The organism is Citrobacter sp. RHB21-C05 (assembly GCF_013889015.1).
GTDB lineage: Bacteria > Pseudomonadota > Gammaproteobacteria > Enterobacterales > Enterobacteriaceae > Citrobacter_A > Citrobacter_A sedlakii.
Genome location: NZ_CP057611.1, coordinates 3,350,503 through 3,374,601 on the forward strand (window position 1 = coordinate 3,350,503; position 24,099 = coordinate 3,374,601).

Here is a 24,099-nt window from a genome sequence, read left to right on the forward strand (position 1 = left end):
GCGCTGCTTCCTAAATTCAGGCAGCCATTACGCGGGAATCAAATGCAGGCAAACGTCCGGACCTACACGACGTATCTCATTGAATGTAAACTTCGGCGCCTGGCTAAGTTGTTCAAGCCCTGGCAGGACGCATAATCCGCGGGCGTCATTGCCTAACAGTGTAGGCGCAACATAAACGATTAGCTCGTCCACCACGCCAGCCTGCAGCAGCGCGCCCGCAAGGGTCGGCCCCGCCTCCACCCAGAGGCTGTTGACCTGCTGTTTGCCTAACAACATCATCAGCACCACCAGATCAAGATGGCCATTGTGTTCCGGCACCAGAAGCGTACGCACCGTTTCCGGCCACTGGCGGGAATCATCTTTGGTACGCGCAAACCAGGTTTCTCCCGGCTGCTGAACAATGCGGTGTTCCGGCGTCACGCGATTCTGACTGTCGATCACAATCCGCACCGGTTGGCGCAGCGTGTCCTGCGGGTATACCGCCTGCATCGCGTCGTCCAGTTCAGTCCAGCGTACGGTCAGTTGCGGATCGTCCGCCAGTACCGTTGCGCTACTGGTCAGGATGGCGTGGCTTTGCGCACGCAGACGCTGAACGTCGCGTCGCGCCTGCGGCGAGGTGATCCACTGGCTTTCACCGCTCGCCATCGCCGTACGCCCGTCCAGCGAGGCGCCGAGCTTAAGCTGAACATACGGAAAACCGGTGCGCATTCGCTTGAGAAAGCCTTTATTTAACGCTTCCACTTCGCGCATCATCAGACCGTGGCTGACGTCGATCCCTGCCTGTTGCAGACGGTACAGCCCACGACCGGCCACCTGTGGATTCGGATCCTGCATCGCCGCGACCACGCGTGATACTCCGGCAGCAATCAGCGCATCGCAGCACGGCGGGGTGCGGCCATGGTGGCTACAGGGTTCAAGGGTAACGTAAGCCGTCGCGCCTTTGGCTTTTTCGCCGGCCATCCGCAGCGCATGGACTTCGGCGTGGGGTTCCCCGGCGCGGTGATGGTAACCTTCGCCGACAATTTCGCCCTCTTTCACAATCACGCAACCGACGTTGGGATTGGGGTGAGTGGTGAACCGCCCGCGCGCAGCAAGCTTCAGCGCGCGCGCCATGTATATCTCATCCTGCATGGCTTAGTCCTGTAGGCGAGCGATCTCTTCGCCGAATTCTTTGATATCTTCGAAGCTACGGTAGACGGAGGCAAAACGGATATAGGCGACTTTGTCGAGTTTTTTCAGTTGTTCCATCACCAGATTGCCGATCATTTTACTCGGCACTTCACGCTCACCGGTGGCGCGCAGCTGCGACTTGATGTGGTTCAGCGCCATTTCGACGTCATCTGAACTGACCGGACGCTTTTCCAGCGCACGTAACATGCCGCTACGTAGTTTTTCTTCATTAAAAGGTTCGCGCACGTCGTTGCTTTTCACAACCCGTGGCATCACAAGTTCCGCGACTTCGAAAGTGGTGAAGCGTTCGTTACAAACCAGACACTGCCGACGGCGGCGTACTGACGATCCCTCGCCCACAAGACGAGAGTCAATTACTTTCGTGTCTACGGCGAAACAAAATGGGCAATGCATACGGCGTCCTGACCAGGTGGTTAACAGAAATCTATTTTACCCTGAACTGACGTGACAACAAAGGCGCAACGCTTTTGAGACAAAGGATCGGTGTCTTTACGCCGTTTACGCACTACCATTAGGTCAGTGCAATATTCCAGGAAAACCGCGATATGACAAAACGTTACCTAAAAATTCTCCTGGCGGGAAGCCTGTTTAGCCTTACCGCCTGCGCCCAGCAAAGCGAGGTTCGTCAGATGCATCAAAGCATCAGTACGTTAAATAAAGAGATGAATCAGCTTAATCAGGAAACGGTAAAAATTACGCAGCAGAACAGCCTGAACGTGAAATCCACCCGCGGCGTGTACCTGTTGCCGGGCTCAAATACGCCGGCGCGTCTGAACAGCCAGATTGGCACGCTGCGCATGTCGCTAAAAAATATCGCGCCGAATGCTGACGGCACACGCGTGACGCTACGGATTCAGGGTGAGTCCAACGATCCGTTACCGGCTTTCAGCGGCACCGTTGAATATGGGCAAATTCAGGGAACAACTGACAATTATCAGGAAGTCAATGTGCAGAATATGTTGATTAACGCCCCTGCCAGCCTCCTGGCGCCAGCCGATGTGGACATTCCGCTTCAACTTAATGGTGTTACACCCGAGCAGTTAGGCTTTATCCGTATTCATGATATCCAGCCTGTGACGCGCTAAACGCCTCTGCGGAACGTTTTGTGCGTTCCGCAACATCTCACCCGCCCTTTTTGTGACTCTACTGACATCACCGAAATTTTTGCTAATCCTTTGCAACATTCATCAAAGTCAGTACAATCGCCGCGCTAAAACACGCAAACGTGAACGCAATCGATTACGTGAATGATAGAAATGTGAAACATGACAGATTTTTGTGAGCAATGATTTTTATAATAGGCTCCGCAGAAACACGAAATATTTAGAAACCTAATTCGCGCCTTTTTCACTCCCGTTAGGGATTTTCAATCAGTGGCATAAATATGAAAAAAACATTACTTGCAGCCGGTGCAGTGCTCGCGCTTTCTACGTCTTTCACCGTGAACGCCGCCGACAACGACAAACCGCAGTATCTTTCCGACTGGTGGCACCAGAGCGTCAACGTTGTGGGTTCCTACCATACCCGCTTCGGACCGACACTGCGCAATGACACCTATCTGGAATACGAAGCTTTCGCCAAAAAAGACTGGTTTGATTTCTATGGCTACGTCGATGCGCCTCGCTTCTTCGGCGGCGACAGCAACTCCCGCGGGATCTGGAACCACGGTTCTCCGCTGTTTATGGAAATCGAACCACGCTTCTCGATCGATAAGCTGACCAACAGCGACCTGAGCTTTGGTCCGTTCAAAGAGTGGTATTTCGCGAATAACTATATCTACGATATGGGTCGTAACAGCGAAGGCCGCCAGAGCACCTGGTATATGGGTCTCGGTACCGACATCGACACAGGGTTGCCGATGAGCCTGTCCCTGAACGTCTATGCGAAATATCAGTGGCAGAACTACGGTGCGTCCAATGAAAACGAATGGGATGGCTACCGTTTCAAAGTGAAATACTTTGTGCCGATTACCGATCTGTGGGGCGGTAACCTGAGCTACATTGGCTTCACCAACTTCGACTGGGGCTCTGATCTGGGCGACGATCAGTACCGCACCAGCAACTCTATCGCGTCCAGCCACATTCTGGCGCTGAACTACGATCACTGGCACTACTCGGTGGTCGCCCGTTACTTCCATAACGGTGGTCAGTGGAAAGATGGCGATGAGCCGGTATGGCAGGCGGAACCGATCAAGTCTAACGGCTTCGGCTGGTACCTGGTGGTAGGTTACAACTTCTAAGTAGCGCAAATAGCCGGGTGGCAACTTATGCCTGACCCGGCCTCCGCGCGTCGCCCGCTGTTCCGCAAGCGGGCTTTTTATCGCTTACCTTGCGCAAAAAATCCGCCAACGAGCGCTCTGCACTCTCGCAAAAGCGCCGCTCCGTCATCGTGATCTGCAAACATCTGTCGAGCCGAAAGCAGCGATAATCATCCCGCCGTTCGCACCAGGCGACCAAAAGCCAGTATTCGCCCCAGAAATACATCCCCAGCGGCTGCACCTCCCGCCAGGAGAGCTGTCCGGCCTCGTCGCGATAATGCAGCGCCAGCACCTGTTGGCCGGAAATGGCGCGATGAATAAGGTCGAATGCGCTGCGTGAATGCGGCTGTGTCCCAAAGTCCGGGGCGAATATCCGCGCCTGCTCGGCTTTACGGCGGCTTTCTTCCGGCAGGATCGCCAGCACTTTCTCTTGTGCTGACGCCAGTTCGCGCGACAGGGAATCTCCGCCCCAGGTCGTCAACAGACGAATGGCCGCAATCAGCGCTTCGGATTCCCGGTGAGTCAACATTAGCGGCGGCAAATCAAATCCCGCCATCAGGCGATACCCACTGCCCGCCTCTCCTTCCACCGGTACTCCGGACAGCGACAGGTCGCGGATATCACGGTAGATCGTCCGTTCTGACACCTCCAGCCGCTCGGCAAGTAGCGCCGCCGTCGTCAGTCGCCTGCCGCGCAGGATCTGCACAATCTGAAACAAACGGTCGGCGCGACGCGTCATAGTGACTCTCTTACGTTAAGCGGGTTGATGTAATCCGACACGGTTACCTTCGCTGTCGGTAAACAGCGCCACGGTGCCAATCTCTTTGCCCAAATCGATCGGGCCGAACACGCATTCACCACCGGCGCTGGCGACGCGATCCAGCGTTGCCGCAAGATCGTCGGTGTGCAGATAAACGATTGCGCCCTGCGGCGAAGGCAAGACGCCGTCAATTTTCGCCAACGCGCCGCCGGTAGCCGGATCGTCATAGGGAAAGACCGCCAGATCGGCACAGTCCATTTTTTCGCGGCGCAGCGACAGCCCCAGCACCGGCTCATAAAACGCGATAGCGCGCGCCATATCGGTGACGGGAATTTCAAACCAGTTAATGATGCTTTTACTTTTCATCCTTCCTCCTGCCTGTGTGGTTGAGTTCAGAAGAAGAATAAAACAGGGCTCCTGACAGCATACTGTCAGTAATGATTGCGGAACAAGCCAGAAAGGAAAAAGAAAAATCCCGATCTTACGACCGGGATTTCATCAGGGAGCTGAAAACCAGATTACGGCAGAATTGACGGCTGATCCGCCCCTTCTTTTTCGACTTTCTGCTGCAGCATGTGCTCGCGCTTCATACCCAACTTCAGCGCCAGCGCCGACGCAACGTAGATGGAAGACGCGGTACCGATAGAGACACCGATCAGCATGGTCAGCGAGAAGCCTTCCAGCACCGGGCCGCCGAACAGGAACAGCATCAGAATCACCATCAACGTGGTACCGGAGGTGATCAACGTACGGTGTAGCGTCTGGGTCAACGACACGTTAAAGATTTCGTACGGCGTACCGCGACGAATCTTGCGGAAGTTCTCACGGATACGGTCAGATACCACAATGCTGTCGTTAAGTGAGTAACCGATAACGGACATCAGCGACGCCACGATTGTCAGGTCGATCTCAATATGGAACAGCGACAGGATCCCAAGCGTGATGATCACGTCATGCGCCAGCGCGATCACCACCCCGGCCGCCAGTCGCCACTCGAAGCGGAAACCGACGTAAACGAGGATAGAAATCAGCGCGGCTAACAGCGCCATCGCGCCGGTTTGCGCAAGGTCAGCACCCACGCTCGGTCCGACGAATTCAATTCGCTTCACCGCCGCGTTCTGGTTGGTGGACTCGTTAATCACACTCAACACTTTGCTGCCCAGCACCTGGCCGCCGTTCGCCCCTTCGGTCGGCGGCATACGAACCATGATGTCGTGACTGCTGCCGAAGTTCTGTAAAAGCGGATCAACAAAGCCCGCTTTTTCCAGCGCATCGCGCATCACATCCATCTCCGCAGGTTTTTCCAGGGTGATTTCGATAACCGTACCACCGGTAAAATCGAGCCCCCAGTTAAAGCCGCGTACGCCCATAATCACAATGGCCGCAATCAGCAGAGCGCCTGAGATGCCGAAAGCCCAGTAGTCCCAGCGCATAAAGTCCCAGACTTTACGGCCATGGTTCAATTGTTCAACAGTATATTCCTGTGCCACTTCGCACTCCTCAGATTGACAGCTTTTTGACGCGCTTGCCGCCATACAGCAGGTTTACGATGGCACGTGTACCGACAATTGCGGTAAACATTGACGTCGCTACACCGATACCGGTCGTAATCGCGAACCCTTTAATCGCCCCGGTGCCGACCGCGTACAGAATGATAACTTTGATCAGCGTGGTGATGTTCGCATCGAAAATAGAGCTGAACGCCCCCGCATAACCTTCGTTAATCGCCTGCTGCACCGAACGCCCGTTGCTCAACTCTTCTTTGATACGTTCGTTGATAAGCACGTTCGCATCGACGGCAACGGCAAGGGTTAAGACGATCCCTGCAATCCCAGGCATACTCAGCGTGGCCCCCGGCAGCAGCGACATCACGCCGACAATCAGCACCAGGTTTGCGATCAGCGCGCTGGTCGCAATCAGACCAAACTTCTTATAGAACAAGATCATGAACAGGATGGAGACCGCCAGACCCGCCAGACACGCTTCCAGACCCTGCTTAATGTTCTGCATACCCAGGGTTGGACCGATGGTCCGCTCTTCAACAATCTGAATCGGCGCAATCAGCGCGCCGGCACGCAGCAGCAGAGAGAGCTGACGCGCTTCGTTCGGGTTGTTGATGCCGGTAATACGGAAGCTGTTACCGAGACGAGACTGGATGTTGGCGATGTTAATCACCTCTTCCTGTTTCACCAGCACGGCACGACCGTTGGCGTCTTTCTTACCGCTGTCCTTATACTCCACAAACAGGGTCGCCATCGGCTTGCCGATATTGTCCTTGGTGAAGTTAGACATGATGTTGCCGCCTGCGCTATCGAGCGAAATGTTCACCTGCGGCTGGTTATACTCGTCCTGGCTGGACGTAGAGTCGGTGATATGGTCACCGGTCAGGATGACGCGTTTGTACAGCACAACCGGCTGGCCTTCACGCATCTGCTTCACTTCGGAGTCGCCCGGTACGCGTCCGGACGCTGCCGCAGCCTGGTCTACGTTGGTGTTAACCAGACGGAATTCCAGCGTCGCGGTCGCGCCAAGGATCTCTTTCGCGCGCGCCGTGTCCTGAATGCCAGGCAGTTCAACCACAATGCGGTCAGCGCCCTGGCGTTGCACCACCGGCTCGGCGACGCCCAACTGATTCACACGGTTACGCAGAATATTGATGTTCTGCTGAACCGCGTATTCACGCGCTTCGCTTAAGCGCGCATCGGTCATTACCGCACGCAGCGCGTTGCTTCCCTGGCTGGAGATCACCAGATCCGGGTGGCGTTTGCTGAGATACGCAATCGCGTCGTCACGCGCGCTGGCATCACGGAAATTGATGCTCAGACCGTAGTTGTCTTCTTTACGAACGGTAGTATACGGGATGCCTTTTTCACGCAGATCGCTGCGCAGGCTATCGATATTTTGTTCCTGCAATTTACCCAGCGCGGTGTCCATATCCACTTCCATCAGGAAGTGAACGCCGCCACGCAGATCAAGACCGAGTTTCATCGGTTCTGCTTTGATGGCAGCCAGCCAGCGCGGGGTAGCCGGAGCAAGGTTAAGCGCCACGACGTATTTATCACCCAGCACGCCCACCAGCGCTTCACGTGCGCGCAGTTGAGTGTCGGTGGTGTCGAAGCGCGCGAGAATAGCGCCCTCTTCCAGTGCCACAGACTTCGCGGTAATTTTTTCTTTTTGTAACGTATTCTGGACCTGGATCAGCGTTTGCTCACTGGCGGCGACACCGCGCGCGCCAGTGATTTGAACGGCCGGATCCTCACCATACAGGTTGGGAAGCGCATACAGCAGACCGACGACAATGACGACGATCAGCATGACATACTTCCACAAAGGATAACGGTTTAACACGGCAGTTCCCTTCGGGAAAGTTACTATTACAGCGCCTTCATGGTGCCTTTCGGCAGAACGGCAGCTACGAAGTCACGTTTGATAACCACTTCCGTGGTGTCATTCAGCGCGATAGCGATGTAGCCAGTTTCTGCTACTTTGGTCACACGACCCACCAGGCCGCCATTCGTCAGGACTTCATCACCTTTCGCGATAGAATCCATCAGCTTTTTGTGCTCTTTGGTGCGCTTCTGTTGTGGGCGCAGGATCATGAAATAGAAGATCAGGCCAAACACAACCAGCATCAGAATCAGAGACATCGGGCTGCCCTGCGCCGGAGCACCTGTTGCCGCTACCGCATCAGAAATAAAAAAGCTCATTCAAATTCCCTCATTATTAAAATTAATCAACGTTTAAAGGTGGAACAGGTCGACCCTGACGTTGGTAAAAATCGGTCACGAAGCTCTCTAATTTACCTTCTTCAATAGCCTTGCGTAAACCCGCCATCAAACGCTGGTAGTAACGCAGGTTATGAATGGTATTGAGTCGCGCGCCCAATATTTCGTTGCAACGATCGAGATGATGCAAGTAGGCGCGTGAATAATTGCGACAGGTATAGCAATCACACTCAGCGTCGAGTGGGCTGGTGTCGCTTTTATGCTTCGCGTTACGAATTTTCACCACGCCGTCGGTCACGAACAGGTGACCGTTACGGGCGTTGCGGGTTGGCATCACGCAGTCAAACATGTCAATACCGCGACGTACGCCTTCAACCAGATCTTCCGGTTTACCGACACCCATCAGGTAACGCGGTTTATCTGCCGGAATTTGTGGGCAGACGTGCTCCAGAATGCGGTGCATGTCCTCTTTCGGTTCACCCACAGCCAAGCCGCCGACAGCGTAGCCATCAAAGCCAATCTCTACCAGACCTTTCACGGAGATATCGCGTAAATCTTCGTAAACACTGCCCTGAATGATGCCAAAAAGCGCATTTTTGTTGCCGAGGCTATCGAAACGGTCACGGCTACGCTTCGCCCAACGCAATGACATCTCCATCGAACGTTTAGCATAGTCCCAGTCCGCTGGATACGGCGTGCATTCGTCAAAGATCATCACAATATCGGAACCGAGATCGTACTGAATCTCCATCGATTTTTCCGGATCGAGGAAAATCGGATCGCCGTTGATCGGGTTACGGAAATGGACACCCTGCTCGGTGATCTTCCGAATGTCGCCCAGGCTGAACACCTGGAATCCCCCGGAGTCGGTGAGGATCGGGCCTTTCCACTGCATGAAGTCATGCAGATCGCCGTGGAGTTTCATGATCTCCTGGCCCGGACGCAGCCAGAGATGGAAAGTATTGCCGAGGATAATTTGCGCGCCGGTGGCTTCCACCTCTTCCGGCGTCATCCCTTTTACGGTGCCGTAGGTGCCCACAGGCATAAAAGCAGGCGTTTCCACTACGCCACGATCAAACACCAGGCGACCGCGACGCGCACGACCGTCGGTGGTATCAAGTTCGAACTTCATTATTTCTCCTGCATCAGAGAGACAGTCTGATGGTGATTACAGTGCCGCGGCCTTAGTCCCCGACACGCTCATTCAAAGCCTGCGGATTGTACGTGATAAACATCGCGTCCCCGTAGCTAAAAAAGCGATATTTTTGTTCTACCGCAGCCTTGTAGGCGTTCATTGTATGCTGATAACCGGCAAACGCGGAGACCAGCATGATAAGCGTAGATTCCGGCAGATGGAAATTGGTCACCAGCGCATCAATGACTTTGTACTGATAGCCGGGATAGATGAAGATCTGCGTATCGCCAAAAAACGGTTCGATGATGTCGTTTTTCGCCGCCTGCGCCGCGCTTTCAAGAGAACGCACCGAGGTGGTGCCGACCGCCACCACACGGTTGCCGCGCGCTTTCGCCGCCAGCACCGCATCAACCACCTCTTGCGGCACTTCGGCATACTCAGAGTGCATGATGTGATCTTCGATAGTGTCCACGCGTACCGGCTGGAACGTCCCCGCGCCGACATGCAGCGTGACAAACGCCATCTCAATACCTTTGGCGCGCAGTTTTTCCAGCAGCGGTTCGTCAAAGTGCAAACCGGCGGTTGGCGCCGCGACCGCGCCAGGCTTTTCGCTGTAAACCGTCTGGTACAGCTCGCGGTCGGCCTCTTCGTCCGGGCGCTCAATATACGGCGGCAGCGGCATATGGCCAATGGCGTTGAGGATATCAAGCACCGAGCGTTCGTCATGGAACGCCACTTCAAACAGCGCATCGTGGCGCGCGGTCATGGTTGCTTTAATGCTCTCGTCATCGCCCAGCAGCAGTTCTGCGCCCGGCTTCGGCGCTTTGGATGCGCGAATATGTGCCAGAATACGTTTATCATCAAGCATACGTTCGACCAGCACTTCAATCTTGCCGCCGCTGGCTTTACGGCCAAACAGGCGCGCCGGGATCACGCGGGTATTGTTAAAGACCAGCAGATCGCCAGGGTTGAGCTTGTCGAGCAGATCGGTGAAAGTACCGTGCGTCAGCGCGCCCGTTGGCCCGTCCAGTGACAGCAAGCGACAGCTGCTGCGCTCAGGCATGGGATAGTGAGCAATCAGGGATTCAGGTAGTTCAAAGGAGAAATCGGCGACGCGCATGACGTATACTCGTGACTTAAAAACAGGCGGCATAGTCTAGTGCTCACACCCTTTTGCTGCAACAACTAGCCGCCACCGGACAAATAAAACGCATGAATTTTCTCGCTCACCTGCATCTCGCGCACCTCGCGGACAGCTCCCTTTCCGGCAATTTGCTGGCCGATTTCGTGCGCGGCAACCCTGCCGATATCTACTCGTCAGAGGTTGTCGACGGGATTTTTATGCACCGCCGTATCGACGTGCTTACCGATAACCTGCCGGAAGTAACGGAAGCCAAAGCCTGGTTCCGTCCCGAAACGCGCCGTGTTGCGCCGATTACCCTTGACGTGATGTGGGATCATTTTTTGTCGCGCCACTGGGAACGGCTTTCGCCGGAGATGCCGTTGCCGGAGTTTGTGCGCTATGCCCATCAGCAGGTGTCGATCATTCTGCCAGACTCGCCGCCGCGTTTCGTTAATCTCAATAATTACCTGTGGTCGGAACGCTGGCTGGAGCGTTATCGCGAGATGAATTTCATTCAGAACGTACTCAACGGCATGGCCAGCCGCCGCCCGCGTCTGGATGCGCTGCGCGACTCCTGGTACGACCTGGACGAACATTACGACGCACTGGAAACACGTTTCTGGCAGTTCTACCCGCGCATGATGGCGCAGGCGAGAAATAAGCAGCTCTGACAGCATGATCAATGATAGGCAAAAGCTTGCTGAACGATTGTCGCCACCTCTTTGTCTTATTCGCGAACACTCTCTATACTGGCCCGCGTTGCGTTCCAAAAACCCTTAACTTTGCAGGAGAATAATATGGTACTGGTGACTCGTCCGGCTCCGGATTTTACAGCAGCTGCGGTACTCGGTAGCGGTGAAATCGTTGAAAACTTCAATTTCAAACAGCACACCAACGGTAAAGCGACCGTTCTGTTCTTCTGGCCAATGGATTTCACCTTCGTTTGCCCGTCCGAACTGATCGCGTTCGACAAACGTTATGAAGAATTCCAGAAGCGCGGCGTTGAAGTGGTTGGCGTTTCCTTCGACTCCGAATTCGTCCACAACGCATGGCGTAACACCCCTGTCGACAAAGGCGGCATCGGTGCGGTGAAATACGTAATGGTTGCTGACGTTAAGCGTGAAATTCAGAAAGCCTACGGCATCGAGCACCCGGAAGCGGGCGTTGCGCTGCGTGGTTCCTTCCTGATCGACGCAAACGGCATTGTTCGCCACCAGGTGGTTAACGACCTGCCGCTGGGCCGTAACATCGACGAAATGCTGCGTATGGTTGACGCGCTGCAGTTCCACGAAGAGCACGGCGAAGTCTGCCCGGCACAGTGGGAAAAAGGTAAAGAAGGTATGAACGCGTCTCCGGACGGCGTGGCGAAATACCTGACCGAAAACGTTTCCAGCCTGTAACCGGCACGAATCACGTAAAAAGGCTCGCATAGCGAGCCTTTTTTATTGCGTTACGTCGCGCCGTCTTTTTTTACTTCACGCCAGAGACGAAAGGCCAGCAGCGCCAACAGCGCGACGCCGACAATCAGCACGCCCCAGACCAGCAACTGTTTTGCCTGGCTTTCACGTTCCGTCGCTGAGGTCGCAGTTAACCGTGATTCCCCGCCCAGTTTGACCGCTTCGTTGACGGAGGCCGAGGGTAGCGTCGCCACATCATAGGTTGTTCGCAAATCGGCCGGAATAAGCATATCCACGCCAACGCTTGCCGGTTCCGCTGCGCCATTCCCCCAGGCCAGCAGATAGGGGGCTTTCCCTTGCGCGTTGAACACCAGATCATAACGATCGCGGTAGCCTGTCACCTGCGGCAGCGTTTCCGGTAAGCGCGCGTTAAGCGTGGTGATTTTTATCGCCTCCACCAAGGTTCCGGGCAGCGGGACGGGCGCCGATGCCCTCCCCTCCAGCTGATAGAGCACTTCTTTTTTCAGCACCTGCCAGTCACTCTTCGCCGTACTGCGCCAGGCAATCTCGACGGGAAGAACGCCATCGCTGTTCAGAGTGATATCCAGCGAACTGAGCGGCTGAGGACGCGTCCACTGCCATTGCGCCTCCGTTGCCGACAACCGCCGTCCCTCGCCCTGCATCGCCATTTGCTCCGCCACGACGTGCGCGGGGGCGCTGACAGCCTTAACGCCCGTTAGCGCGACGGTGGCGCGGGGCGCTTCCAGCACAAGCAGCAGATAACGAATGGCATGCGGGGATAACGTGATATCGACGTCAATCCTGTCGAGTTTCAGACGATCGTTGCCGCTGGCGATATCCATCAATGGCATCTCCTCGCGCAGCGAATGCCAACGCTTGAGATTGACGCTGTAATAGACCGATGCTTTCCCCTGCCACGGCGTCTGCGGTGTATCCCAGGCGAGCTGAAGTTGGGACAGCGAAACCGCTTCGCTCGCCTTTTCCGGCAACGTCAGCAAATAGTGCTGACCGACGGGTTTCGCTTTCTCCCCTTCCAGCACGATCTCTACGCCGCTTTTGGAACGCAGCAGGATTTTAGCGGTGTCGTCTTCCGTTGTCTGGCGTGACGTTACCGGCGAAGAGTCCAGCGGGAACAGCCGCAGCGCCGTCGGCTCAGACGCCGCCTGCTGGCGCGCCGCCTTTACCAGGCTAAACGGCACCGCTTCTCCCCTTTGGTTAAATACGCGCACATCCTGCAGTTCCGGTGAGGCGCTTTGCTGATAGACGTCCTGAGGCAGCGCGATTCGGTACCACTGCGAAGGGGTGGATGTGCCAAGCGTCACGCCAAAAGCGTAGTCCTGCGGCGATGCCACTGGCGTCTCGTTACCCAATACCGGGCCAGCCAGCGTTAGCAGCGTGGTACAGACCACGGCGTTTATCCATTTCATTTTTCTTCTCCTGCTTTGGGCGGTAACGGTGAGAAATAGCCAACGATCAGCACCAGAATCGCCACGCCGATAAAGGCTACCGCGCGCGCCAGACCGCCCCCGCCAGCGCTGTCCACCAACATCAGTTTAACAATCACCAGCCCCAGCAGCACCGCGCCGCAGAGCCATTCCCGCCGCGAGGCCTGACGAGTCGCATGCAGCATCATTACCAACGCGCTGAGCATCCAGAACAGGGCGAAACAGGTCTGAATAAGCCGCGAATGCCATAGTGATTCAAGCTCCCAGGCCACTTCGCCGTACCAGGCGAGCGCACGTAGCAGGACACCGTTCAGCCACCAGAATGCAAGCGCTATCAGCGCGACCACGGGCCAGGGCTGGCATAAAGAGAATGTCGCAGGAAAATAGCGCCGCGCGGCGCGGTACAACGCGACCAGCCCCAGCAACGCGAAGGCGGCGCCTTCCTCCAGCGGGTTAACCAGCGGCAGGTATGCCTGGCGGTACACTACGCCATCCTGTAAGTTTGCCAGCGCCAGCAAGCCTGCCAGCGCAACCGCTACCGGCACCATCGCCTGCACAGCATATAGCGCCGGCCAGACCTTAAACGGCCAGAACCGACGGCGCACCGCCGCGCCGATGAAAATAATCAGCAGCCCGCCTGTCGCCATCATCACGCCGCTTCCCCAGGCCGCCATGCCCCACGGCAAATCGCGGGCAAACCAGAACAATTCCGCGGCCAGCGCCAGTAAAAACATCCACAGGAGTGAAAGATGCAGCCCCTGGGAGAGTCGCGGCGGTAACGCGCGCTCGTCGCGGCGCAGCAACATCAGCGCGGCAGGCAGCGCCAGACACCATGCCAGATTCTGCCAGCCCTCGGCAAACAGTGACTGGCGGGAAATTTGCAGCAAAAGCGCCAGCAACATCACCGGCCACAACAGCCACTTACTGGCCTCCAGCGCGTGCCACGCCAGGCGTTTTCCGACGCTCCGCCAGCCCCAGACCGACACCGCCATCAGCGCCAGCACGCCGGACACCACCCAGGCATCTTTGTTGAAGATCAATTGCGAAGCGCCGGCCAGCGCGATAAGCCAGAACAGCACCCCGCCCGCCAGCAGTCCCCAGCTTCCCCGTATTGCGATCTGCCGCCATAACCACGCTGCTGCCAGCCAGCACAGGCTGAGCACCGCGAAAATCAGCATCAGGCTCAGCGCATCGCTTGCATCCGTCAACGCCCACAACGCGCTGCCGAGCGCCAGCACCAGCAGCGCTGTGCCGCTGTAGCTCATACGACGTTGCTGTTGTTGAACGCCCAGCCATAAAATACCCAGGCCTTCCAGCGCCCAGGCCATCGCCGTCCAGCGCGCCGACAGCGCCAACGGGATAGCCAGCGTCGCAAATGCGCCGCCCAACGCCAGCGCCGCCAGCACCAGAGGACGTCCCAGCGACGGATATCGACGCAGCGCCAGCCAGGCGAGACATAAGTAGACTCCGCCGTAGCCCAGCGCGCTGAGCGCCGGACCGTACTCCCAGTGACGGGTCATCGCGTACTGCATCCCAAAACCTATTAACGGCGGCGCAAACAGCAGCACGCCGTCGACAATCTGTCGACCTTTCTCCTGCGCCCGCAGCGACAGCGCCACGCTCAGCACGCCAAAAATCAGGATATTCGCCGCCAGGAAAAGTTGGCAGGGAAGGTAATACGCTGGCTGATAGTCGCTCAGCCCCCACAGTCCGCCGACGCCAAAGGTAAAGAGCAGGCCGAGCAGGTTAAGTTCGCGCCAGTGCTGCCAGATGCTGATCGCGAGAATGCCAACCGAAAGCAGTAAATAGAAGGAGAACAGCGCGACATAGTTGCCGCTGCCGGTAGACAGCAGCAGCGGAGCGAGATAGCCGCCGAGACTCGCCAGCATCGCCAGGCTGAGCGCCTTTTGCAATATCGCCAGCCCGACGCTCGCCGCACAGATCACCACCAGTAATCCAAAGGCCAGCGTCATCGGCAACATCTGCCAGAGACGAAAGGCGCCAAAGACCGTGAGATAGAGTACGCCCGTTGCGCCCCCCTGCAAAATCAACGCATAGACGGGCTGTCTATGCCGCAGCCGCCAGCCGACGGCGAGCAGGACAATGGCAAACAGCGCAGCCGCCACCAGGCGCAGTTCAAGCGGGAACAGGGCGTGCTCAACCGTATAGCGCAGCAGAAAAGACAGTCCAAGAAACAGCAGCAGAATACCGAGTTTCGCCAGCGGGTTGCCCTGCATAAACCAGCGCGCCAGCGAGGTTATCATGCCGCCAAAGGCGGAAGGCGGCTTTGCCACTGCAGGGGCCGGGTCGCGCGGCGGGACACCATCGTTGTTTGCCGCGCGCTGAGGACGCTGCGCTCGCCACGGGCTCGCCGGTTCAGACGCAACGTCGGGCACAGATTCGGTCGGGATGACCGTTTCAACCGGCTGCGCTGGCGTCGGCGTTGTCTGCGCAACCGTCGGCGCTGCGACAGCGCGCTGCTCGAGTTCTTCCACCCGGCGGCGCAGTCTGGCAAGCTCATCGCGGGTGGTCGCGCTTCGGTTAAACGCGACAATCGCCAGGATCGGCACCACCACCAGCGCGAAAAACACGATGATGCAGCCAAGGATTAAAAGGTCGTCCATGTTGTCACCTTCACTGTACGGGATCGTCTAAGATTGACACAAATTGTTGCATTTGCGCTATCTCTGAAGATGAAAATGCCGGATGGCGCGTCAGCATCTCATCCGGCAACAACGGGACTTTACCGTATCGGGCAGGCGCCAGCGCCCCCGCCCGTCAGGTTAAAAAGCGAAGCAGGAACAGCCCAGCGCTCCCCAGAATGCGCGATCGTCGGAAACCGCAATTCCGGATTTTCGGGCAATGTCGTGCTGATGACCGTGAACGCCGCAACTGCCGCAGCACTGATGCATTTGCACTACCGCCCCCACCTTCGCCGACGCTGGCGGCGCGGCGCGGTAATGCCCAGGCACATTCACCACCGGCGACCAGTCCGGCACCACCGGGATAGCAGGCGGCGCCAACGGCGTGAAAGGCCCGGCGGCATAGACCACTTTACCATCCACAACCGTCATCACTGACTCAATGCCTTTGATCTCCTCCTCCGCAACGCTGAAATAGTCTTTCGACAGCACCACCAAATCCGCCAGTTGATCTTTCACAATGCGGCCTTTTTTGCCCTGTTCGCTGGAGAACCACGCGCTACCCGCCGTCCACAGCTCAAGCGCCACGTCGCGCGGCAAACGGTTGTTCTCGTCATACATCGCCGTCCCGCCCACCGTACGCCCGGACACCAGCCAGTAAAGCGCTGTCCACGGGTTATAGCTGGCAACGCGGGTCGCATCCGTCCCCAGCCCGACCGGAACGTCGGCCGCCAACATTTTCGCGACTGGCGGCGTATGCTTCACCGCCTCTTTGCCGTAGCGGTCAATAAAATATTCGCCCTGAAACGCCATGCGGTGCTGTACCGCTATCCCGCCGCCGAGCGCCTTCACACGGTCGATGTTGCGTTCGCTGATGGTCTCGGCATGGTCGAAGAACCAGTGCAGGCCGTTAAACGGGATATCGCGATTCACCTTCTCAAACACATCCAGCATCCGGCCTATCGATTCGTCGTAAGTGGCGTGCAGGCGGAACGGCCAGCGGTGTTCGACCAGATGGCGCACCACGCGCTCCAGTTCATCCTCCATGCCTTCCGGCAGGTCCGGGCGCGGCTGAAGGAAATCCTCAAAATCCGCCGCCGAAAAGACCAGCATTTCTCCCGCCCCGTTCGCGCGATAAAAGTCGGTCCCCTGCCCCGGTTTGAGCATATCGGTCCAGCGCTCAAAATCTTCAAGCTCCTGCTGCGGACGCTGAGTAAACAGGTTGTAGGCAATGCGCACGGTCATCTGATCGTTTGCATGTAACTGCTCAATAATCTGATAATCTTCCGGGTAATTCTGGAAGCCGCCGCCCGCGTCGATGGCGCTGGTCAGCCCAAGACGATTCAGCTCGCGCATAAACTGGCGGGTCGAGTTGACCTGCATGTCCAGCGGCAGCTTCGGTCCCTTCGCCAGTGTCGAATAGAGGATCATGGCGTTTGGTTTGGCGATCAGCATTCCGGTTGGATTACCGTTACCGTCGCGAACAATTTCGCCGCCTACCGGGTCTGGCGTTGCTTTGGTGTAACCGACCGCGTTCAGCGCCGCACGGTTGAGCAGCGCGCGGTCGTACAAATGAAGCACAAACACCGGCGTATCCGGCGCAGCCTCGTTAAGCTCCTCCAGCGTCGGCATTCGGCGTTCGGCAAACTGGAACTCACTCCAGCCGCCCACCACGCGAACCCACTGCGGCGACGGCGTTCGGTCTGCCTGCGCCTTCAGCATACGCAGCGCGTCCGCCAGTGACGGCACGCCTTCCCAGCGTAGCTCAAGATTGTAGTTCAGCCCTCCGCGAATCAGGTGCAGGTGCGAATCGTTAAGACCGGGGATTACGGTATGGCCTTTCAGGTCGACAACCTGCGTACCGTCAGCGGCCAGACCCATCATCTGGTCGTGGCTTCCCGTGGCGAGGATTTTACCGTCTTTAATGGCAACCGCTTCCGCATGCGGGCATTGGCTATCGAGGGTGTGTATTTTTCCGTGAGTCAAAATTAATGAGGCAGTGTGAGACATAATATTCTCCTGATGAGTCGGTCAGGCTTTTTTCAGCCAGCCGGCAAACAGACGGGTGACGATGGGCATCCAGAACCAGACAACCAGCGCAACCACGCACGCATCGTTGATCAGATGCAACGCTAACGATCCCTTCAGGGTGGGCAGGATCATCCCGGTCAGCCAGGGCACCAGATTGGTGCTGGGAAAAATGACCAGCAGGGTGATAAGAAATTGCTTCCAGCGGCGTGGCTGCCGGACATGCGGCGCGGGTGGGGTGAACCAGAACGCGGCTTCCGTATGAATTTCCGTTTTATCGCCATCCGACAGCAGCGGAGCGATTTCGTCGACCAGAATCCGCCGGGTGTCCGACTGCGTCCAGTTGTAGAGATGCTCGAGCGTGTCGAAGCGGATGATGATATTCCAGTGATTTTGCCCATCGGTGGGGCGAATGACGTTTGCCCCCAAATGACCGGGGAACTCCGCCGCGACCGGCATAATTTTTCCAAGCCATAATTCATACCGCGCCGCCTGTTCAGGCCGGAGAGTGTGGGTAATCACCAACGTCACAGATTTATTCTGCGCCATGACAAATTCCTTACCGAAGGTCAATGGCGGGTTGCCCCGCCATGGGAATCAGGCTTTACGTTCAGGCGCGCCATGTACCAGGGTGTAAGCGTAATCCACCCCCATACCGTAGGCGCCGCTGTGTTCACGCACCAGATCCATAACCGCGTCATAGGTCTCTTTGCGCGACCAGTCGCGCTGGTACTCAAGCAGAACCTGCTGCCATGTCACCGGCACCGCCCCGGCCTGCACCATACGATCGATAGCGCGTTCGTGCGCATCAACCGACGTCCCGCCGGAAGTGTCGGTAACCACATAAATTTCGTAGCCAGCTTCCAGCGCCATCAGCGCCGGGAAGGTCAGGCACACTTCAGTCCACAGCGCAGAAATAATCAGTTTTTTACGCCCGGTAGCCTCAACGGCTTTGACAAACGCCGCATCTTCCCAGGAATTCATGGACGTGCGTTCGATGGGTTTGACATCCGGATGAACAGCGAGCAATTCCGGCCAGATATAGCCGCTGAAACTTTTCGTTTCTACTGAAGTATAGATAACCGGCACATTAAATATTTTGCCTGCTTTCGCCAACGCGACCGTATTATTCTTTAAAAGCTGTCTGTCTATATTTGCTACACCGAATGACATCTGCGGCTGATGATCAATAAAAATCAGGGCGGAATTAGACGGATCAATCAATTCACGGATAGACATAAATACACCTTACAATCAATAAGTTATAGGTAAACTTCTGTGTGTGCTATATACGTTCGGGCCCGGATTGATAAAGCAAATTGAGTATAGCGAGAATTGATTGTGAGGATATTAAAGAAATTTGTCCGCTCTGTTTAATTTAACCGAACAAGATAAAAAGGCAGGTTTTAATACCTGCCTTTAATAAGGGTTAATTACCTAACCAAATGGCAGCGGATATCGCCGGTAATGACAGTACGCAGTCCTGCATATCGGCTTTACCTTCTTTGATCTGCCAGGCGTTAACATTTAGCAGCGGCGACGCCGGTAAAACCACCTCGCAGGCTTCACCGCGGTTGATCGCGACCAGCACGCGCTGTTGGTTATAAACGCGTAAAAACACCACCACATTGTCTTGCGCATATATCACCTGACAGCCGCCATAGCGCAGCGCCTGGCTGCGCTGGCGCAGCTTCGCCAGACGCTGGTACAGCGCCAGCAGCGCGGCATCCTGCTTCTCCGCCTGCCAGGGGAAGGGTTTGCGGCAGAACGGGTCGTTGTTGCCATCCAGTCCCACCTCATCGCCGTAGTAAATGCAGGGGACGCCCGGCCAGCTAAACAGCCAGACAACCGCCAGCGGCAGACGCGCGACGTCTTTTCCAAGCAGCGATTTAAACCGCGCCGTATCGTGGCTGTCGAGCTGGTTGAACATCCGCAACTGCTGCTGGTGCGAGAGCCCCGCGCGGTAATTCTCCATCCACGCCATACAGGTCTGCGCATCAATCTGTTGCGGATCGTAAGAAATATCCGTGTTCGCGAGAAACCCCCACAGCGGGAAAGTAAAACCGCGGTAGTTCATCGCCGCGTCTTCGACGTCCGCCTGCAGCCACTGCCGCGCGTCACCAAAGTGCTCGCCGACAATATAGGCTTCCGGCTGCGTCTCTTTCGCCGCCTGCGTAATGCCCGCGACGTGCCGGAGGTTATGCCGCGCTCCGCCGTCTTCGCCAAGCATATGCACCACATCGAGCCGCCAGCCGTCCATATTCCACGGCGCTTTTAGCCAGTGGCGCACAATGCTGTCTTCACCGCGGTAAATTTCATTAACCAGACTTTCCGACCGGTAGTCCAGTTTTGGCAAACTGGGGTAGCCCAGCCAGTCCAGCGCGACGCCATCCTCTGAAAAGCTGTACCAGTCGCGCCAGGGAGACGCCGGATTATGGCACGCGCCGCCCGTCCCCCGGTTATGCCGGTCAAACCATGCATGGGAATCACCGCTGTGGTTAAACACGCCGTCCAGCACCAGCCGTATCCCCTGCTGCTGCGTCTTCTGCCGCAAACGCATCAGCGCCGGATCGCCGCCAAACTGCGGATCCACGTGACGATAATCTTCCGTATCATATTTATGCACGCTTGGCGCGGTGAAGACCGGATTCAGATACAGCGCGGTCACGCCGAGCTTTTTCAGATACGGCAGCTTCTCGCTGATCCCATCCAGATCGCCGCCATAAAAGGTCGATCCCCCGGCCTGCGCGGTCAGGGGATCGTCCCAGTCGCGCAAAACAATGTCCTGACCCGCCGCATGATGGAAATAGACGTTATCCTGCTGCGCCTCGCGCGGCTGGCTACGCGCAAAACGATCGGGGAAGATCTGATAAAAAATTTGATCGGCCACCCACTGCGGGCCGTTATCCGGCGCGTCAACGGCAAACTGCTCAAGGCGGGCCGGCGGGAAGCGGCTGAATCCCTGTGGCGTAAACCAGCGTTGGCGATCGTGCCAGAGCAGCTTAAAGCTGTAGCGGCGACGCGGCTGGCCGCGACTCAGGTCGATGACCGCGCGCCATGCGGTGACGCCGGGATGTGGCTGGCTGCGTAGTTTGTGCATTGCCAGCGACGTTTCTTCGTTGTCATTTTCCGCGCGCAGCGTCACGCGTTGAGGCAGGTTTTCCCCCGCCAGCCAAAGCGTAATGCTCAGTTGCGCTTTGTTTTGCTTAACAAATGGGGCAACCGGAAGGTGCCAGGCGTTCAACATCACGTATCCCCTTTGATGAAAATGCGCTCACCTTGCCACAGCAATTTACAGGATAACTCATCATCTGCAGGTTTATTGGGGGAGGAGTGTGGGGGAGGATATTTTGACGGCATTGCCGGGTGGCGACGCTGACGCGTTTTATCCGGCCTGCGAGCATTCGCAGACCGGACACACACCGTTACTGCGCCATCAGACGATCGCGACGGCGTTTGAACATCCAGCCAATCAGCAGCAGGACAATCCACGCAAAACCAACGTACAGCGAGATGCGGGTATCCGGGTGATAGCCAATCAGCCCAATGATAAAGACGAGAAAGATCAGCCCGGCGATAGTGGTCGCCACCCCGCCTGGCACTTTAAATTTCAGCGCGTTGACCTCGTCGGGCGGCAGACGGCGACGGAAGGCAATCTGCGACAGCAGGATCATAATCCACACCCACACCGTGGCGAAGGTCGCCAGCGAAGCGATAACCAGGAAGACGTTTTCCGGCATGATATAGTTCAGATAAACCGCAAACAGCAGCGCAACGGTCATCACCATCACGGTCACCCACGGAATGCCGCGGCGCGAAGTCCTGGCAAACACCTTCGGCGCGCTACCCTGCTCCGCCATGCCGTGCAGCATACGACCCACGCCAAAGACGTCAGAGTTAATCGCCGACAGCGAAGCGGTAAGCACCACGAAGTTCAGAATGCTGGCGGCAAACGTTATTCCCAAATGCTGGAAGGTCAGTACAAACGGGCTACCATTGGTTCCCACCTGGTTCCACGGGTAGATCGACATAATGACAAACAGCGTTCCCACGTAGAACACCAGAATACGCATCGGCACTGAGTTAATCGCGCGCGGGATCGATTTCTCCGGGTCTTTCGCCTCCCCGGCGGTGATACCGATGATCTCAATCCCGCCGTAGGCGAACATCACCATCTGGAGAGACATCACCATGCCCAGCCAGCCGTTGCTGAAAAAGCCGCCATTGCTCCACAGGTTATGAATACCGGTCGGCTGACCGCCGTTGCCAATCCCCCAGATGATAATGCCGAAACCGGCGGCAATCATGATGATAATGGTGGCGACTTTAAAGAAGGAGAACCAGAACTCCAGTTCACCGAAAACCTTCACGCTCATCAGGTTGATGGCGCAAATCAGCAGCACCACGCTAAGCACCCAGATCCAATGCGGCACCGCCGGGAACCAGACGCCCATATAGATACCGAACGCGGTCACGTCGGCGATGGCGACGATCAGTATTTCAAAACAGTAGGTCCAGCCGGTGATGTAGCCCGCCAGCGGGCCGAGGTTTTCTTGCGCATAGCGCGAAAAAGAACTGGCTGCGGGGTTGTGAACGGACATTTCGCCCAATGCGCGCATAATGATATACGCGGCAACCCCGCCAATAATGTACGCCAACAGTACGCTTGGCCCCGCCATTTTGATGGCGTCCGCCGAGCCGTAGAATAGCCCGGTGCCAATTGCTGAACCCAGTGCCATAAAGCGAATGTGCCGGGTGCTTAGCCCACGCTTTAGCTTGTTATTACTTTCCATCAATTCCTGACCCATCTACACAATAAAAAACCACGGGGTTAAGCAAGATAACCCCGTGGTCAAAACATACTGTCAGCAATCTTAGTGGGCGCTGGAGGTCACCTGCCGACCCGCTGCGCGATCCCAGATAATTGCCAGGACCACTATCACGACGGTGGGCATTAACCACGCCAGTCCCTGTTCCGCCAGCGGTAAACGCTGGGTCCAGGCCGGTAACACGTCGCCGATTGCCGATGCTTTAATCCCGTCAAGGATACCAAAAAGCAGGCTGATAAACATCGCCGGTGCGATAACGCGGGACGAATTATGCCACCATGAGCGGGTAAAACTTAATACAACCAGTGCGATACACGGCGGATAGATCGCCGTCAGCACCGGAATGGAGATCTGAATCAGGTGGCTCAGCCCCAGGTTGGAGACCACCATCGAGAAGCCGCCGAGGATAAACACCAGCGTGCGATACGAAAGCGGGACGTACTGCGCGAAGAACTCCGCACAGGCGCAGGTCAGGCCAACCGCGGTGACCAGACAGGCGATGAAGATCAGGGCCGCCAGCAGCAAGCTCCCCGCGCCGCCGAAGGTATGCTGAACGTATGCATGCAGGATCGCCGCGCCGTTAACGGACTGATCGACCAGCGTCGCGCTGTCTGACCCCAGACGGAACAGCGCCAGATACAACAGCGTCAGACCAATGCCCGCCATCAGGCCAGCCCAAACGGTATAGCGGGTCAGCAGACGCGCTTCGGTCACGCCGCGCGAGCGCGCCGCGTTCACAATCACGATACCAAATACCATCGCGCCCAGCGTATCCATGGTCAGATAGCCGTTCACAAAACCGTTAGAGAACGCCGCGTTTTCATAAGCGTCCATGGCAGTGCTGATAGGGCCAGCCGGCCAGATAATTGCCGCAACGGACAGGACGATCAGCGCGATAATTTTCAGCGGCGCCAGGAAATTCCCTACCGTATCCAGCAGTTTGCCAGGATAGAGCGACACCAGAATAACGAGGGCGAAATAGACCACGCTATAGATAAACAGCGGCATCGCCGAGTCGCCGGTCAGCGGCGCGATGCCCACTTCAAACGACACGGTCGCGGTGCGCGGGGTCGCAAACAGTGGTCCAACCGCCAGGTAACAGACGGTTGCCAGCAGGACGCCCGCCACTTTACCGATTGGGGTGCTCAGGCTGTCCACGCCGCCACCCACTTTCGCCAGCGCGATCACGGTCAACACCGGCAGACCCACGGCGGTAATCAGAAAGCCGAAAGCCGCAGTCCAGACGTGCTCGCCCGCCTGCAGACCAACCATTGGAGGAAAGATAATGTTTCCTGCGCCGACGAACAGCGCAAAAGTCATAAAGCCAAGGGCGATAATATCGCGCGATTTTAACTGATGGGTCATAAAGCTTACGGCCTGTGGATGTGGTGTTGATTAAATTAAAATTTTTTACCTTTCCCTACGGGAAGATACAGCGGATTTTTTAAGCAATTCCAGCGGGATATGCTCCTGGGCTGGCGCGGCGAAGAATAGTTTTTCGAATTACCGCCTGAATGCAGTCAGACCGCCAGCATCTGGGGCGCAA

21 protein-coding genes are annotated in these 24,099 nt (G+C 56.7%); 4 read left to right on the forward strand and 17 right to left on the reverse strand.

The annotated features are described in order from the left end of the window. Nucleotides 1-27: 27 nt before the first annotated feature. Both ribD and nrdR read right to left on the reverse strand, forming a co-directional pair. Nucleotides 28-1,131, reverse strand: a complete 1,104-nt coding sequence (gene ribD, locus HVX72_RS16100; RefSeq protein ID WP_181821874.1) for a bifunctional diaminohydroxyphosphoribosylaminopyrimidine deaminase/5-amino-6-(5-phosphoribosylamino)uracil reductase RibD — start codon at nt 1,129-1,131, stop codon at nt 28-30. A 3-nt stretch (nt 1,132-1,134) separates the two neighbouring features. After that, a complete protein-coding gene (nrdR, locus tag HVX72_RS16105; RefSeq protein ID WP_012904816.1) occupies nt 1,135-1,584 on the reverse strand; it encodes a transcriptional regulator NrdR in 450 nt (149 codons plus the stop codon). A gap of 152 nt (nt 1,585-1,736) precedes the next feature. Between nrdR and HVX72_RS16110 the strand changes: the two genes are divergently transcribed. Together HVX72_RS16110 and HVX72_RS16115 are read left to right on the forward strand one after the other, a co-directional pair. Then, nucleotides 1,737-2,276, forward strand: a complete 540-nt coding sequence (locus HVX72_RS16110; RefSeq protein WP_181821875.1) for a DUF3251 domain-containing protein — start codon at nt 1,737-1,739, stop codon at nt 2,274-2,276. A gap of 299 nt (nt 2,277-2,575) precedes the next feature. Continuing rightward, nucleotides 2,576-3,430, forward strand: a complete 855-nt coding sequence (locus HVX72_RS16115; RefSeq protein WP_042285970.1) for a nucleoside-specific channel-forming protein Tsx — start codon at nt 2,576-2,578, stop codon at nt 3,428-3,430. A gap of 25 nt (nt 3,431-3,455) precedes the next feature. Here the strand turns inward: HVX72_RS16115 and HVX72_RS16120 are convergent, their stop codons facing one another. The 7 genes from HVX72_RS16120 to queA all read right to left on the reverse strand — a co-directional run bounded on the left by HVX72_RS16120 (nt 3,456) and on the right by queA (nt 10,188). Beyond that, the gene (locus HVX72_RS16120) at nt 3,456-4,187 is read right to left on the reverse strand and encodes a YafY family protein (protein ID WP_042285971.1); all 732 of its coding nucleotides are present in this window, start codon (nt 4,185-4,187) and stop codon (nt 3,456-3,458) included. A gap of 15 nt (nt 4,188-4,202) precedes the next feature. Next, on the reverse strand, nt 4,203-4,574 hold the full coding sequence (locus HVX72_RS16125; protein ID WP_181821876.1) for a VOC family protein: 372 nt from the start codon (nt 4,572-4,574) through the stop codon (nt 4,203-4,205). Between the two features lie 152 nt (nt 4,575-4,726). Further along, the gene (gene secF / locus HVX72_RS16130) at nt 4,727-5,698 is read right to left on the reverse strand and encodes a protein translocase subunit SecF (protein ID WP_042285973.1); all 972 of its coding nucleotides are present in this window, start codon (nt 5,696-5,698) and stop codon (nt 4,727-4,729) included. A gap of 10 nt (nt 5,699-5,708) precedes the next feature. After that, entirely contained in the window at nt 5,709-7,556 is a 1,848-nt protein-coding gene (gene secD, locus HVX72_RS16135; protein WP_072197058.1) for a protein translocase subunit SecD, read from the reverse strand. A 26-nt stretch (nt 7,557-7,582) separates the two neighbouring features. After that, complete coding sequence (gene yajC, locus HVX72_RS16140) at nt 7,583-7,915, reverse strand: preprotein translocase subunit YajC (protein ID WP_012904809.1); 333 nt, start codon at nt 7,913-7,915, stop codon at nt 7,583-7,585. Between the two features lie 22 nt (nt 7,916-7,937). Beyond that, nucleotides 7,938-9,065, reverse strand: coding sequence for a tRNA guanosine(34) transglycosylase Tgt (gene tgt, locus HVX72_RS16145; RefSeq protein WP_042285978.1), 1,128 nt, complete (start codon nt 9,063-9,065; stop codon nt 7,938-7,940). Between the two features lie 52 nt (nt 9,066-9,117). Further along, complete coding sequence (gene queA, locus HVX72_RS16150; protein WP_042285980.1) at nt 9,118-10,188, reverse strand: tRNA preQ1(34) S-adenosylmethionine ribosyltransferase-isomerase QueA; 1,071 nt, start codon at nt 10,186-10,188, stop codon at nt 9,118-9,120. A 92-nt stretch (nt 10,189-10,280) separates the two neighbouring features. Here queA and acpH point away from each other — a divergent pair, with 92 nt between their 5' ends. Both acpH and HVX72_RS16160 read left to right on the forward strand, forming a co-directional pair. Next, a complete protein-coding gene (acpH, locus tag HVX72_RS16155; RefSeq protein ID WP_042285982.1) occupies nt 10,281-10,862 on the forward strand; it encodes an ACP phosphodiesterase in 582 nt (193 codons plus the stop codon). 126 nt (nt 10,863-10,988) lie between these two features. Next, nucleotides 10,989-11,591, forward strand: a complete 603-nt coding sequence (locus HVX72_RS16160) for a peroxiredoxin (RefSeq protein ID WP_181821877.1) — start codon at nt 10,989-10,991, stop codon at nt 11,589-11,591. Between the two features lie 50 nt (nt 11,592-11,641). Here HVX72_RS16160 and HVX72_RS16165 read toward each other — a convergent pair whose 3' ends face one another. From HVX72_RS16165 to brnQ, 8 genes are all read right to left on the reverse strand, one after another. After that, nucleotides 11,642-13,036 (reverse strand): DUF3999 family protein, encoded by a 1,395-nt coding sequence (locus tag HVX72_RS16165; RefSeq protein WP_181821878.1) that lies wholly within the window; start codon nt 13,034-13,036, stop codon nt 11,642-11,644. Next, nucleotides 13,033-15,678 carry a DUF2339 domain-containing protein gene (locus HVX72_RS16170; RefSeq protein WP_181821879.1) on the reverse strand — a complete coding sequence of 882 codons (2,646 nt, stop codon included), beginning with the start codon at nt 15,676-15,678 and terminating at the stop codon, nt 13,033-13,035. The genes HVX72_RS16165 and HVX72_RS16170 overlap by 4 nt, the downstream gene beginning before the upstream one ends. Before the next feature lie 159 nt (nt 15,679-15,837). Further along, on the reverse strand, nt 15,838-17,706 hold the full coding sequence (locus HVX72_RS16175; protein ID WP_181821880.1) for an amidohydrolase: 1,869 nt from the start codon (nt 17,704-17,706) through the stop codon (nt 15,838-15,840). A gap of 21 nt (nt 17,707-17,727) precedes the next feature. Next, a complete protein-coding gene (locus HVX72_RS16180; RefSeq protein WP_060569069.1) occupies nt 17,728-18,273 on the reverse strand; it encodes an antibiotic biosynthesis monooxygenase in 546 nt (181 codons plus the stop codon). 48 nt (nt 18,274-18,321) lie between these two features. Next, nucleotides 18,322-18,963 (reverse strand): hydrolase, encoded by a 642-nt coding sequence (locus HVX72_RS16185; protein ID WP_181821881.1) that lies wholly within the window; start codon nt 18,961-18,963, stop codon nt 18,322-18,324. Nucleotides 18,964-19,153: 190 nt separating this feature from the next. Continuing rightward, on the reverse strand, nt 19,154-20,971 hold the full coding sequence (gene malZ, locus HVX72_RS16190; protein WP_181821882.1) for a maltodextrin glucosidase: 1,818 nt from the start codon (nt 20,969-20,971) through the stop codon (nt 19,154-19,156). 178 nt (nt 20,972-21,149) lie between these two features. Further along, nucleotides 21,150-22,517, reverse strand: a complete 1,368-nt coding sequence (gene proY / locus HVX72_RS16195; RefSeq protein WP_060569071.1) for a proline-specific permease ProY — start codon at nt 22,515-22,517, stop codon at nt 21,150-21,152. An 81-nt stretch (nt 22,518-22,598) separates the two neighbouring features. After that, entirely contained in the window at nt 22,599-23,918 is a 1,320-nt protein-coding gene (gene brnQ, locus HVX72_RS16200) for a branched-chain amino acid transporter carrier protein BrnQ (protein WP_060569072.1), read from the reverse strand. Nucleotides 23,919-24,099 lie beyond the last annotated feature (181 nt).